Origin of the sequence: Klebsiella sp. C283 (assembly GCF_048822555.1) — a bacterium.
Classification (GTDB): domain Bacteria; phylum Pseudomonadota; class Gammaproteobacteria; order Enterobacterales; family Enterobacteriaceae; genus Klebsiella; species Klebsiella quasipneumoniae.
Genome location: NZ_JBMEZS010000008.1, coordinates 269,177 through 281,982 on the forward strand (window position 1 = coordinate 269,177; position 12,806 = coordinate 281,982).

The following is a 12,806-nucleotide window of genomic DNA, read 5'->3' on the forward strand; positions in this document are numbered from 1 at the left end:
AGACGTTTTAGCCGGAGATATTTACCCTGAACATGAAGCAAGGTTTGCAATTAAGGCTTAGCCAACAGCTTGCCATGACGCCGCAGCTGCAGCAGGCGATTCGTTTGCTGCAGTTGTCCACGTTAGAACTCCAGCAAGAGCTCCAGCAAGCGCTGGAAAGTAACCCGTTGCTTGAGCAAACCGATCTTCACGACGAGGTAGAGGCGAAAGAGGTGGAGGACCGCGAGTCTCTCGATACCGTCGACGCGCTTGAGCAAAAAGAGATGCCCGACGAGCTTCCTCTCGATGCCAGCTGGGATGAAATCTATACCGCCGGTACGCCGTCAGGCAACGGCGTGGACTACCAGGACGACGAACTCCCCGTTTATCAAGGCGAGACCACCCAGACGCTGCAGGATTACCTGATGTGGCAGGTCGAGCTGACGCCCTTCACCGATACCGACCGCGCCATCGCCACCTCCATTGTCGACGCCGTCGACGATACGGGCTACCTCACCGTTCAGATTGAAGATATCGTCGACAGCATCGGCGATGAGGAGATCGGCCTCGAAGAAGTGGAAGCCGTCCTGAAGCGCATCCAGCGTTTCGATCCGGTTGGCGTCGCGGCGAAAGATCTGCGCGACTGCCTGCTGATCCAGCTCTCGCAGTTCGCCAAAGAGACGCCATGGCTGGAAGAGGCCCGGCTGATTATCAGCGATCATCTCGATCTTCTGGCCAACCATGATTTCCGCACCCTGATGCGGGTGACCCGCCTGAAAGAAGAGGTGCTGAAAGAGGCGGTAAATCTGATCCAGTCCCTGGATCCCCGTCCTGGCCAGTCCATTCAAACCAGCGAACCGGAATATGTCATTCCCGACGTGCTGGTGCGCAAGGTCAGCGGCCGCTGGACCGTGGAGCTCAACGCCGACAGCATTCCACGGCTGAAAATTAATCAGCAGTATGCGGCAATGGGCAACAGCGCCCGCAATGACGCCGACGGCCAGTTCATTCGCAGCAATCTTCAGGAAGCCCGCTGGCTGATCAAAAGTCTTGAAAGCCGCAACGACACCCTGCTTCGCGTCAGCCGCTGCATCGTAGAACAGCAGCAGGCTTTTTTCGAACAGGGTGAAGAGTATATGAAGCCGATGGTGCTGGCCGATATCGCCCAGGCCGTCGAGATGCATGAATCGACGATTTCCCGTGTCACCACGCAAAAATATCTGCACAGTCCGCGCGGTATTTTTGAACTGAAGTATTTCTTCTCCAGCCATGTTAATACCGAAGGCGGCGGCGAAGCCTCGTCGACGGCGATTCGCGCGCTGGTGAAGAAACTCATCGCCGCGGAAAACCCCGCGAAGCCGTTGAGCGACAGTAAGCTCACCTCCATGTTGTCCGAGCAGGGTATCATGGTCGCGCGCCGCACTGTCGCGAAGTACAGAGAGTCTTTATCCATCCCGCCGTCAAACCAGCGTAAACAACTGGTCTGACACAACCGATAAGGAAGACACTATGCAGCTCAACATTACAGGACACAACGTCGAGATCACTCCCGCGATGCGCGACTTCGTCACGGCGAAGTTCAGCAAGCTGGAACAATTTTTCGACCGGATCAATCAGGTCTATATTGTGTTAAAAGTAGAGAAAGTGACGCAAATTGCGGACGCGAATCTGCATGTCAACGGTGGCGAAATCCATGCCAGTGCGGAAGGGCAGGATATGTATGCGGCTGTCGATGGTCTTATCGACAAGCTGGCAAGGCAGTTAACGAAGCATAAAGATAAACTAAAACAACACTAATTGTCCGGGCCCCCCTGCGTCCGCCGTCAGTTAACATCGGCGACGGGCGCGGGGGCGCTCAGGTGAAATTATGATGAACAACGATTCGGCTCTACAACTGAGCAACGTCCTGAACCAGGAATGTACCCGTAGCCAGGTTCACTGCCAGAGCAAGAAGCGTGCTCTGGAAATCATTAGCGAACTGGCCGCCAAACAGTTAAGTTTGCCGCCGCAGGTGGTGTTCGAAGCGATCCTCACCCGTGAAAAAATGGGCAGTACCGGGATTGGCAATGGTATCGCCATTCCCCACGGAAAACTGGAAGAGGATACGCTGCGTGCTGTCGGCGTTTTTGTCCAGCTGGAAACCCCCATCGCCTTCGACGCGATCGACAATCAGCCTGTCGACCTGCTGTTCGCGCTGCTGGTGCCGGCCGATCAGACAAAAACCCACCTGCATACGCTCTCCCTGGTGGCCAAACGGCTGGCCGACAAAGCGATTTGTCGTCGCCTGCGCGCGGCGCAGAGCGATGAAGAGTTGTATGAGATCATCACCGAAGCAGGAAGCAGCGATGACGCATAACGGCAGTCGCACCTTATCCTTTATCGTACTGAGGAGAAACGGTACATGGTACTGATGATCGTCAGCGGCCGCTCGGGCTCGGGTAAATCCGTCGCTCTGCGAGCGCTGGAAGATATGGGCTTTTACTGCGTGGATAACCTGCCGGTCGTGCTGCTGCCCGATCTGGCACGGTCGCTGGCTGACCGCAATATTTCGGCGGCCGTCAGCATCGACGTGCGGAACATGCCGGAATCACCGGAGATCTTCGAGCAGGCCATGAAAAACCTGCCGGAGTGCTTTTCGCCGCAGCTGCTGTTTCTCGATGCCGATCGCAACACGCTGATCCGTCGATACAGCGACACCCGTCGCCTGCATCCGCTGTCGAGCAAGAATTTGTCGCTGGAAAGCGCCATCGACGAAGAGAGCGATCTGCTGGAGCCCCTGCGCTCGCGGGCCGACCTGATTGTCGATACCTCGGAGATGTCGGTTCACGAGCTGGCGGAAATGTTGCGCACCCGGCTGCTGGGTAAACGTGAACGCGAACTGACCATGGTCTTCGAATCCTTCGGCTTTAAGCACGGTATCCCGATCGATGCCGATTACGTCTTTGACGTGCGCTTTCTGCCAAACCCGCACTGGGATCCGAAGCTGCGTCCTATGACCGGTCTGGATAAACCGGTGGCCGCCTTCCTCGATCGGCACACCGAAGTGCACAACTTTATTTACCAGACCCGGAGCTATCTTGAGCTATGGTTACCGATGCTGGAGACCAACAATCGCAGCTATCTGACGGTGGCCATTGGCTGTACCGGCGGTAAACATCGTTCGGTTTATATTGCTGAACAACTGGCTGACTACTTCCGCTCGCGCGGCAAAAACGTACAGTCTCGTCATCGGACGCTGGAAAAACGTAAATCATGACCGTAAAGCAGACCGTTGAAATCACCAATAAGCTGGGCATGCACGCCCGCCCGGCGATGAAGCTGTTCGAACTAATGCAGAATTTCGATGCCGAGGTGTTGCTGCGCAACGATGAAGGCACGGAGGCGGAAGCCAACAGCGTCATTGCCCTGTTGATGCTGGACTCGGCGAAAGGACGGCAGATAGAGGTGGAGGCCAGCGGTCCGCAGGAAGTGGAAGCCCTCGCCGCGGTGATTGCCCTGTTTAATGCCGGGTTTGACGAAGATTAAACGTGAAGCTTCCCGGCGACGGACGACTGGCGACTGTACCAGCCCCGGCGCCGGATTAACCCGCTAATAGAGCTTATGCTCACGCATGAACCCTTCCCCACCCAGCTGTCGCATCTGACGTAAGATCCAGGCCTGGCGGTTGCGCACATAGCCCGAAGGCGCGTCGGCGCGATAGCGGATCGGGTTTGGCAGCACCGCGGCCAGCAGAGCCGCTTCCCCCGGCGTCAACTGGCTGGCGGGCTTATGAAAATAGCGCTGGGCGGCCGCTTCCACGCCAAAAATCCCATCGCCAAACTCGGCAATATTCAGGTAGACGGTCAGGATCCGCTTTTTACTCCACACGGTTTCCATGCCGACGGTCAACCCGGCTTCCAGCCCCTTGCGCAGCCAGCTACGTCCATCCCACAGAAACAGGTTTTTCGCCGTCTGCTGCGACAGCGTTGATGCGCCGCGAATGCGGGTATCGTGACGCTCATTGTGCGCCAGCGCCTTTTCTATCGCCGGGACGTCAAACCCCCAGTGTTCAGGGAACTTCTGATCTTCGGCGGCAATCACCGCCAGCCCCATCCACGGGGAGATGTTATCCATGGCGACCCAGTCGGAGTGCGCCAGATAGTGGACATCTCCGGACAGCCAGGCGCTAACCTGCCGCTCAAGCATGACCGCCGAAAAGGGCACCGGCAGCACGCTAAACAGCGCGATCCCCCCGCCCCAGAAGACGGCGGCGATCAGCAGCAGACGCAGCGCCAGTCGTTTAAGCTGCGCGAAGGGCGCAATGCGGAGCTTCATGCGCTCAGCGCCAGCACGCGGGCGACCAGTTTTTCGATCCCGGTAGCGGCTTGCGCAATATTCTCCGCCAGCATATACGCCGGAGTGGTAACCACTTTGTTCTCTTCATCCACCACGATGTCGTCGACCGGGCAAGGCACATGCTCCGCCCCCATCTCCTCCACCACATCGGCGGTGTCGAGATCGGTCCCGATAGTCATCCGCAGCGGAAACGCAAAGATCTTCGGCAGCAGCGCCGGAGCGATGCACATAAAGCCCAGCGGCTTGCCGGCCTGATGCATCGCCAGCGTCAGGGCCCGCAGGTCGCGGTCCACCTCGCATTCGCTGCCCTCGGCGGCGAAGCTGCTTAAGTTTTTCGCCGCGCCGAAGCCGCCGGGGACGATCAGCGCGTCCAGCGTCTCCTCACGCGCCTGCGCCAGCGGCAGGATGTCGCCGCGGGCGATGCGCGCCGCTTCAAGCAGCACGTTGCGTTGCTCGGTCAACGGTTCGCCCGTCAGATGGTTGATGACGTCGCGCTGCGGTTTATCGGGCGCAAAGCAGACCGCCTGCGCGCCGTTGCGCGCGATCGCCAGCAGGGTAATCACTGCCTCATGAATTTCACTGCCGTCGTACACGCCGCAGCCGCTCAGTACCACACCAATTTTTTTCATCGCCTTCGCTCCTCCATGCAACTCGCTGAAACCAGTCAAAAATGTCGATTTACTCGCTATGCTTCACATATTTTACTGATTCATGTAACAAATTAGTTAAGCTTTGCTATCTTAATGAGCGAGCAATCCACTTCTCAGGTTGCGCCACGTAACAACATCACTCAAATCACACTGGCTCAACCACCAGTTCCCTGGTGTTGGCGCAGTATTCGCGCACCCCGGTCTGTCCGGGGTCATTTTTTCCCGGCCTTCGCCACCCACGCCTTCAGAACCGCCACGTCGTTTTGCCACTCGGATTTCATCTCTTCAACCCATTCAGCGACATTATCAGACCAGGCAGGCAGGTCCGGCGTCTGGATCTGCTGACCCAGCTGCTGGATGTGGCGCAGGCCAATAGAGCCCGCAGCCCCTTTGATCTTATGCCCCTCTTCGACGATCCCTTTTTGATCCCGGGCGGTGAGATTAGACTCAAGGACGGACATATAGCCCGGCATCATCTTTTCAAATACCGCGAGGCCATCGTTGATAAGCTTCGGTCCCACCAGTTCGATATATTGCTCCAGCATATCGGTATCCAGCACCGCATCGGCTTTATGCCGATCGGCCGCCGGCGCTTCCTGCGCCTCCTCTTCCGGCGCATCCCAGAATTTTTTAATCATGGCTGTCAGCGCCGGCACCGATAGCGGCTTGCTCAGCACATCGTCCATGCCGGCATCCAGATACTCTTTCTTATTCTTCAGCACGTTGGCGGTCAGGGCCACCAGCGGCGGCAGCTCATCCGCGGCAAAATTCTGTTTTAGCTGACGAGAAATATCCAGTCCCGTCATATCCGGCAGCTGGATATCCAGCAGCACCAGGTCGTACTCGCCAGGCTCAAACATCTCCAGCGCGGCTTTGCCGGTCATCGCGACATCCACGCTGTTGCCCAGCTTTTCCAGCACCGAGCGCGCCACAATGACGTTGAGCTCAATATCTTCCACCAGCAGCACGTTGAGCGCCGGTAATGGCATGTCGTCTTCCGCCAGCGTATCTTCCACTTCTTCCGCAATGGCAGGCGCATGGACGGTGAGCGTAAAGGTCGCCCCTTTACCCGGCTGGCTGGTGACGCTGATATCGCCGCCCATATTGCGCGCCAGGCGACGCGATACGGCGAGGCCAATCCCGGTGCCGGTGGCGGGTTTGCCGCCGTGGCTGTCTTTGACCTGGTAATACATGGCGAATATTTTGTCCTGCTCCGCTTCAGGAATACCAATCCCGGAGTCTTCCACTTCGAAGTGCAGGATATCGCCTTCGTCATAGCGCACGCGGACGTTCACCCCTCCGCCCTGTGGGGTAAACTTCACGGCGTTGCTGATAAGATTCCACAGGATCTGCCGCAGGCGGGTGCCATCGGTGATCACCTTGTGCGGAAGCGGCAGGCTCGGCTCCAGCACAAAGCGCAGTCCCTTCTGCTGCGCCTGCAGACCGGAAAGGTTTTCCAGGTCGGCAAGGAAGCTGGTGAAGTCCACCGGCTGGTTATCGAGCTGCACCTTACGGCGCTCCATTTTATCCATGTCGATAATATCATTGAAGATATTCCCCAGCGTCACCGCTGAGACATGGATGGTTTTCAGGTATTTTTCCTGCTCGCTGGTCAGTTCGGTATCCAGCAAAATTCGGCTCAGCCCGACAATCCCGTTCAGCGGGGTACGCAGCTCATGGCTGATGGTGGAGATGAAGGTGGTTTTATCCCGGCTGGCGCGTTCGAGGGCGTCCTGATAGCGTTTTCGTTCGGTGATATCGCGTCCGAAGCCCATCAGACCACGACGCTTACCGACGCGATCGTAGTACGGGACCTTGCGGATTTCGAAGCACGCTTTACGACCATCGGGATAGTCCAGCCACTGCTCATAGGTCAGCGATACATTGTGGCGGAACACCTTCTCATCGGTTTCCAACACCTTTTCCGCCGCCTCTTCGCTATAGACATCCTGCGGTTTGAGGTGGATCAGCTGTTTCTCACTTTTGCCGGTCAGCAGCTCCATCGCCCGGTTACAGCCGGAAAACTCTTTATCCTCATTGCGGTAGAAGACCAGGTCCGGGGAGGCATCGAGGAAAGAGCGCAGAAAGGAGGATTGCTGTTCGAGCTGGATCTGTGTCTCTTCACGCTCTTTCATCTCGATCTTCAGCTGCTCGAGGGTGGTCTCACGCTCGGCTTCCGCCTTTTCACGTTCGCCAATCTCCTGATTCAACTGCGCGATATTGTCTTTCAGCTGCACGTTCAGCTTCAGATCGCGCTCACGCATCTCCTCCAGTTTCTCCACCAGCCGCGAAAGACGCTGGCGGGACTCTTCAAGCTGCTCCACCACCACCGAGAGAAAATAGACCGCCCACGGGGTGATCAGCAGACCGAAGAAGATCGAGCGGATAACGTCGATGCTTTCAACCTGGCCATGCAGCACCATGGTGACCGCCATCTGTACCACGATGGCCAGCACCACCAGCGCAAGTGCCAACAGCATTGAAAAGCGGACCAGACCCAGCTTCATCATCAGGTCGACATAATACTGCGCCAGCATACGAATTTGCTTCATAGGGGATTCCTTCACGACAACTCCGCACAATAATACTCAATTCTGAGCAATGCGCTGTAAGTTGTGCAAAAAATGCGGGAAGGAGCCGATATGACGGCTGGCCGCCGAGGCGAACCAGCCGCGAAAAAGAGGCATGGTCAGGAAGGGGTTAGCGCTTGCTTAGCGCCTCCCAGAGACCTTTGAGGTAGGTCACCCCGAGTGCGCGATCGTATAAACCATAGCCCGGGCGTCCGGTCTCTCCCCAGATAAAGCGGCCATGATCCGGACGTATATAGCCGTCGAAGCCGTTGTCGTGCAACGCTTGCATCACCTTGTACATATCCAGGGAGCCGTATTCTGACGGATGGGCGCACTCGTAAAAGTCTTTATCCTGCATCAGTTTAATATTGCGGACGTGGGCAAAATGGATCCGCTTGCGGCGGGTAAACTCAGCCAGAATAGCGTATACGTCGTTATCCGGATCTTCGGCAATCGAGCCGGTGCAGAGGGTGATGCCGTTGGCGGGTGAATCGACAGCCCGGCAGATCCAGTCCAGATCGTCGCGGTTTTTGACCACCCGCGGCAGGCCAAATATCGAGTACGGCGGATCGTCAGGGTGGATCGCCATTTTCACGCCCACCTCTTCGCAAACCGGGATCACCGCCTGCAGAAAATAGACCAGGTTCTCCCGCAGCTTATGGTCATCCACCGCGCTATATTTGGCAAACAGGGTCTGCACTTCCGCCAGCCGTTCCGGCTCCCAGCCCGGCAACGCGAAGCCGTTTGAATTCTCAAGCACCTCCTTCACCACGTCTTCCAGCCGCTTATCGATATCTTTCTTTTCAAAAGCCATCGTCAACGAGCCATCCGGCAGGACGTAGTTCATATCCGTCTTCATCCAGTCGAACACCGGCATGAAGTTATAGCAGATGACTTTGACGCCGAAGCGGGCAAGGTGGCGAATGGTCTGCTGATAGTTGGCAATATAGCGGTCACGAGAAGGGAGGCCGATTTTGATATCGTCATGGATGTTGACGCTCTCTATTACCTCCATTTTCAGGCCTGCGGCATGGGCCTGGCTGACCAGACGCTCAATTTTATCCTCCGGCCATACCTCGCCCACCGCGACGTCATAGAGCGCGCCGACCACCCCCTCCACGCCGGGGACCTGGCGTATATGCTCTAATGAAACCTTATCTTCCTCTGGTCCAAACCAGCGCATTGTCATCTGCATCGTCATCACCTGCTCAACATAGTTTAATTTCACCCTACTACCATACCAGTAATCATAATTGATTGAGCCTTAACTGTCGTGATGGCGATCACATTCCTGCTGACCGGCTCGCCGGTGAGGTCGCTTTCGCTACATTCATAATTTTTCTCAATTTATTTCAATAGATTAATCATTGCCGGGCTTTTTCTGACGACCTTCGCCAAATGTGATCCAGAGCTAGTTATGATCAATTGCATACTTGTATGGTAATAAAATTCACGATATTTGTTCAGAAAACAGACAAGGGAAGGAACAGAAATGAGAAGCGTCGTTGTCAAAGAGCCAGGCCAACTGAACATCGAATCACGTCCGGTTCCCGCTCCGGGCGCCCACGAAGTCCGGGTGAAAATCGCCTTTGCCGGGATCTGCGGTTCCGATGTGCATATCTATCAGGGCCACAACCCCTTCGCGAAATATCCCCGCGTGATCGGCCATGAATTCTTCGGCATCATCGATGCCGTCGGCGAACAGGTCTCTCCGGCACGCATCGGCGAGCGCGTCGCAGTCGACCCTGTCGTCAGCTGCGGCCAGTGTTATCCCTGCTCGGTGGGGCGGCCGAATGTCTGCGCGCAGCTCCAGGTCATCGGGGTTCACCGCGACGGCGGATTCAGCGACTACGCCTGCGTGCCGGCGAAAAACGCCTGGCGCATTCCGGAAGCCATCAGCGATCGTCAGGCGACGATGGTTGAGCCTTTTACCATTGCGGCAAACATTACCGCCCAGCTGCAGCCCATGGCGCAGGATATCGCCCTGATCTACGGCGCAGGTCCGATGGGTCTGACGGTGATCCAGGCGCTGAAGGGGGTGTATGGCGTTAAGCAGGTGATCGTTGTGGACCGCATTGCCGAACGTCTGCAGATGGCGCGGGACAATGGCGCCGATCTGACGCTGGATAACACTCACCAGCCGCTGGCGGAACAGCTGGCGCAGCGGCAGATAGCCCCCACGCTGGTCATCGATGCCGCCTGCCACCCGGCGATCCTTCAGGAGGCCATTCTCCTCGCCTCTCCCGCCGCACGCATCGGCATACTCGGCTTCTCCGGCGAGGCGTCCACCCTCACCCAGCAAAGCATCACCAGTAAAGAGATCTCCATTTTCTCCTCCCGGCTGAACAGCGGACGTTTTCCGCTGGTCATCGACTGGATGGAGAAAGGCCTTATCCAGCCTGAGGCGTTAATCACCCACTGCATGCCGCTGGAGCAGGTAAAAGAGGCTATGGAGATTTTTGCCAACGATCGGAAAACCTGCTGCAAGGTATTGCTGCAGCTGGGGTAAATGCTAAATAACGGGCGACGTGAATATTGATATCCGTCGCGCCAGAGCTCAATAACATACTCATCACGGTGTCATCATGGGAAAAAATATCCGCTGGATTATCGTCCTGTTATTATTTTTAGTATATATGATTAATTATCTGGACCGGGTGGCGTTATCCATTACGGTACCGATGATTGAAAAGGATCTGGCGCTAAACGCCGAACAGTTTGGTATTATTTTCGGCAGTTTTTTCTTCGGCTACGCGGTATTTAATTTTATTGGCGGTCTGGCCGTGGATAAGTTTGGCGCAACGCTGGTCCTGGGGCTGGCGGTGGGGATGTGGTCGCTATTTTGCGGCTTAACCGCCTTTGCCACCGGCTTTTATTCCATGCTGATGCTGCGCGTCCTCTTCGGGATGGCTGAAGGCCCGATTTGCGCGTCGGCGAACAAGATGATCAACGGCTGGTTTCCTAAGAAGCAAGCGGCTACCGCCGTAGGGCTGCTCAGCGCCGGCTCTCCGCTGGGCGGCGCGGTTGCCGGCCCCATCGTCGGTTATCTGGCCCTCGCATTCGGCTGGCGCCCGGCGTTTATGATTATTTTCGCCATCGGTATTGTGTGGATGGTCGTCTGGTTTTTTATTGCCGCCAACTCGCCTGACAAACATAAGCATGTCAGTCAGGAAGAGCTCATGCTCATTAATAAAATGAAGCAAGAGGAGGACGCCCTGGAAACCGTAGAAAATCAAACCGCTCACTCACTGGGTTATTATCTCAAGCAGCCTATTATTCTGGTAACGGCCTTTGCGTTCTTCTGCTACAACTATATTTTGTTTTTCTTCCTCAGCTGGTTCCCGTCCTATCTGGTTCAGCAGCACCATCTGGATATTAAACAGATGAGCCTCACCACCATGATCCCATGGATAGTCGGCTTTGTCGGCCTGGCGCTGGGAGGCTATATTTCTGATAAAATTTTTAAACTCACCGGACGCCTGCTGCTGTCGCGCAAAATTGTGCTGGTGGTATGTCTGCTGATGGCCGCCATCTGTGTGGGGCTTGCCGGTACCGTCAGCAGCGTCGTTCCTGCCGTTCTGCTGATGTCGGTCTCCATCTTTTTCCTCTATGTCACCGGCGCGATCTACTGGGCGATTATCCAGGACGTGGTGCATAAATCCCGCGTCGGCGGCACCAGCGGCTTTATCCACCTTATCGGCAGCGTCTCCGGCATCGTGGGGCCGATTGTCACCGGCTATATCGTGCAGTCTACCGGTAAATTCGACAGCGCCTTTGTCCTCGCCGGCACTATCGCCGCGCTCGGCGCCCTGCTGGTACTGTTCGTGATCAAAACGCCACGCGTGACAATGAAAGCCAGTCAGGCATAGTCGACAGCAATACCATGCCCGGCGCAGTCATCACGCCGGGCATCCTCTGAGACTATTTCACCGCCTGGGGCGCGACCCAGCTGCGGCCCAGCGCCGAACCCTGAGCGCCCTGCTCATTCAGATAGCGATCCAGTTCAACCATTCCGGTCCAGCGATTTTCGCACCACAGCGGCGCGAGCAGCGTGGGCCGACGGGCGCTGGCCGATATGCGATGGTAGATCACCTCCGGCGGGGTGTGGCGGATCATCTCCCCGGCGGTGACGGTATACGCCTCCAGTTCGATGCCATCGAGACGACCGGCCTGCCATGCTTTTGCCATAATGCTGCCTTTAACGATATGCAGCGGGTGCAGCTTGATGCCATCCACGCCGGTGGTCACGACCCGCTCCAGTGTCTCGAGGCCGTGCTCCTGGGTCTCCCCGGGCAGGCCGACAATGAGATGCGCGCAAACCTTCAGTCCGCGCTCACGCGCCAGACGCGCGGTGCGCTGGTAACAGGCGAAATCATGCCCGCGGTTAATGCGATGCAGGGTCTTATCATGCGCGGTCTGCAGCCCCAGCTCCAGCCATACCTCATACCCCTGCTGGTGGTATTCACTGAGCAGGTCGAGAACCGCCTCCGGCACGCAGTCCGGGCGGGTGCCGACGCAGAGGCCAACGATATTCGCCTCGCTGACGGCCTGGCGATACATCGAGCGGAGCACCTGCACTTCAGCAAAGGTGCTGGTATAGGCCTGAAAATAGGCCAGATAGCGCTTTGCCCGGTTAACGAGCTGCGCCTGATGGGCGAGCTGTTCGGCGATGGATCGATGCTGCTGGGCTTCATCCGCAAACGAGGCCACGTTACAGAAAGTGCAGCCGCCACGGCCCAGCGTACCGTCGCGGTTCGGGCAGCTAAAACCGCCGTGCAGCGTTAGCTTATGGACCTTTTCGCCATAGCGGCGCAGAAGATCCCCACCAAACATATTGACTAATTTCTGTAACTGCATAATCTGATAGACCGGCCTCAACAAAGGGGGCCAAGCCTGCCACTTTTCGTCACCGACGGCGATGACCTGGATCAATCGTCAGCGCGGCGCCCCGCTTCATTGCATAAACAATCATGATTACTGCAATTTCATTCACCCACAGGGTAATGAGTTTTCCTTATATTTCATCATCGCGCGGCCCTAATCTACTTTATGGTAAAAAACAGTATTAATATCCACCACATAAATTTATAGCAGTCAAATATGCTAATAATGAAATATATTTCAGCGCAGATCGGTAATGCAAAGCCGCGCGCACAGTGAGACAGATCACACTAGTCTTACCCTCTGCAGACGTATCCAAAGCATAAAAAATGGCATTATTTATTTTAAAAACAAAAAGTTAACACCTGTATAGCACATTTTTGTATTAATA

The 12,806-nt window shown here is 56.3% G+C and carries 12 protein-coding genes; 7 read left to right on the forward strand and 5 right to left on the reverse strand.

Annotated elements, in window-relative coordinates:
• The first annotated feature begins 32 nt into the window (after window positions 1–32).
• The 5 genes from rpoN to npr all read left to right on the forward strand — a co-directional run bounded on the left by rpoN (window position 33) and on the right by npr (window position 3,504).
• The gene (rpoN, locus tag ACOI7Z_RS17745; protein ID WP_004206204.1) at window positions 33–1,466 is read left to right on the forward strand and encodes an RNA polymerase factor sigma-54; all 1,434 of its coding nucleotides are present in this window, start codon (window positions 33–35) and stop codon (window positions 1,464–1,466) included.
• A gap of 22 nt (window positions 1,467–1,488) precedes the next feature.
• On the forward strand, window positions 1,489–1,776 hold the full coding sequence (gene hpf, locus ACOI7Z_RS17750) for a ribosome hibernation promoting factor (protein ID WP_004206206.1): 288 nt from the start codon (window positions 1,489–1,491) through the stop codon (window positions 1,774–1,776).
• A 70-nt stretch (window positions 1,777–1,846) separates the two neighbouring features.
• The gene (gene ptsN / locus ACOI7Z_RS17755; RefSeq protein ID WP_004144926.1) at window positions 1,847–2,335 is read left to right on the forward strand and encodes a PTS IIA-like nitrogen regulatory protein PtsN; all 489 of its coding nucleotides are present in this window, start codon (window positions 1,847–1,849) and stop codon (window positions 2,333–2,335) included.
• A 45-nt stretch (window positions 2,336–2,380) separates the two neighbouring features.
• On the forward strand, window positions 2,381–3,235 hold the full coding sequence (rapZ, locus tag ACOI7Z_RS17760; RefSeq protein ID WP_004206208.1) for an RNase adapter RapZ: 855 nt from the start codon (window positions 2,381–2,383) through the stop codon (window positions 3,233–3,235).
• Entirely contained in the window at window positions 3,232–3,504 is a 273-nt protein-coding gene (gene npr / locus ACOI7Z_RS17765; RefSeq protein ID WP_002918431.1) for a PTS phosphocarrier protein NPr, read from the forward strand. Before rapZ ends, npr begins: the two co-directional genes overlap by 4 nt.
• A 63-nt stretch (window positions 3,505–3,567) precedes the next feature.
• Here the strand turns inward: npr and mtgA are convergent, their stop codons facing one another.
• The 4 genes from mtgA to uxuA form a co-directional block, all read right to left on the reverse strand.
• A complete protein-coding gene (mtgA, locus tag ACOI7Z_RS17770) occupies window positions 3,568–4,293 on the reverse strand; it encodes a monofunctional biosynthetic peptidoglycan transglycosylase (protein WP_087848552.1) in 726 nt (241 codons plus the stop codon).
• The gene (gene elbB, locus ACOI7Z_RS17775) at window positions 4,290–4,943 is read right to left on the reverse strand and encodes an isoprenoid biosynthesis glyoxalase ElbB (RefSeq protein WP_086075708.1); all 654 of its coding nucleotides are present in this window, start codon (window positions 4,941–4,943) and stop codon (window positions 4,290–4,292) included. Before elbB ends, mtgA begins: the two co-directional genes overlap by 4 nt.
• Window positions 4,944–5,176: 233 nt before the next feature.
• On the reverse strand, window positions 5,177–7,516 hold the full coding sequence (gene arcB / locus ACOI7Z_RS17780; protein WP_032454177.1) for an aerobic respiration two-component sensor histidine kinase ArcB: 2,340 nt from the start codon (window positions 7,514–7,516) through the stop codon (window positions 5,177–5,179).
• Between the two features lie 148 nt (window positions 7,517–7,664).
• Window positions 7,665–8,729, reverse strand: coding sequence for a mannonate dehydratase (uxuA, locus tag ACOI7Z_RS17785; RefSeq protein WP_025999212.1), 1,065 nt, complete (start codon window positions 8,727–8,729; stop codon window positions 7,665–7,667).
• A 297-nt stretch (window positions 8,730–9,026) separates the two neighbouring features.
• Between uxuA and ACOI7Z_RS17790 the strand changes: the two genes are divergently transcribed.
• On the forward strand, window positions 9,027–10,043 hold the full coding sequence (locus ACOI7Z_RS17790; protein WP_023291135.1) for a Zn-dependent oxidoreductase: 1,017 nt from the start codon (window positions 9,027–9,029) through the stop codon (window positions 10,041–10,043).
• A gap of 76 nt (window positions 10,044–10,119) precedes the next feature.
• Window positions 10,120–11,403: an MFS transporter gene (locus ACOI7Z_RS17795; protein ID WP_023291136.1), complete on the forward strand. Its 1,284-nt coding sequence runs from the start codon at window positions 10,120–10,122 to the stop codon at window positions 11,401–11,403.
• A 52-nt stretch (window positions 11,404–11,455) separates the two neighbouring features.
• Here ACOI7Z_RS17795 and ACOI7Z_RS17800 read toward each other — a convergent pair whose 3' ends face one another.
• On the reverse strand, window positions 11,456–12,391 hold the full coding sequence (locus tag ACOI7Z_RS17800) for a TIGR01212 family radical SAM protein (RefSeq protein ID WP_023291137.1): 936 nt from the start codon (window positions 12,389–12,391) through the stop codon (window positions 11,456–11,458).
• Window positions 12,392–12,806: the final 415 nt, after the last annotated feature.

Bases quoted from the DNA above. Each gene is read 5' to 3' on its own strand.
- ptsN (WP_004144926.1), top strand. From the start codon at position 1,847: ATGATGAACAACGATTCGGCTCTACAACTGAGCAACGTCCTGAACCAG.
- arcB (WP_032454177.1), bottom strand. From the start codon at position 7,516: ATGAAGCAAATTCGTATGCTGGCGCAGTATTATGTCGACCTGATGATG.
- ACOI7Z_RS17800 (WP_023291137.1), bottom strand. From the start codon at position 12,391: ATGCAGTTACAGAAATTAGTCAATATGTTTGGTGGGGATCTTCTGCGC.
- hpf (WP_004206206.1), top strand. From the start codon at position 1,489: ATGCAGCTCAACATTACAGGACACAACGTCGAGATCACTCCCGCGATG.
- rpoN (WP_004206204.1), top strand. From the start codon at position 33: ATGAAGCAAGGTTTGCAATTAAGGCTTAGCCAACAGCTTGCCATGACG.
- npr (WP_002918431.1), top strand. From the start codon at position 3,232: ATGACCGTAAAGCAGACCGTTGAAATCACCAATAAGCTGGGCATGCAC.
- uxuA (WP_025999212.1), bottom strand. From the start codon at position 8,729: ATGCAGATGACAATGCGCTGGTTTGGACCAGAGGAAGATAAGGTTTCA.
- mtgA (WP_087848552.1), bottom strand. From the start codon at position 4,293: ATGAAGCTCCGCATTGCGCCCTTCGCGCAGCTTAAACGACTGGCGCTG.
- elbB (WP_086075708.1), bottom strand. From the start codon at position 4,943: ATGAAAAAAATTGGTGTGGTACTGAGCGGCTGCGGCGTGTACGACGGC.
- ACOI7Z_RS17790 (WP_023291135.1), top strand. From the start codon at position 9,027: ATGAGAAGCGTCGTTGTCAAAGAGCCAGGCCAACTGAACATCGAATCA.
- ACOI7Z_RS17795 (WP_023291136.1), top strand. From the start codon at position 10,120: ATGGGAAAAAATATCCGCTGGATTATCGTCCTGTTATTATTTTTAGTA.
- rapZ (WP_004206208.1), top strand. From the start codon at position 2,381: ATGGTACTGATGATCGTCAGCGGCCGCTCGGGCTCGGGTAAATCCGTC.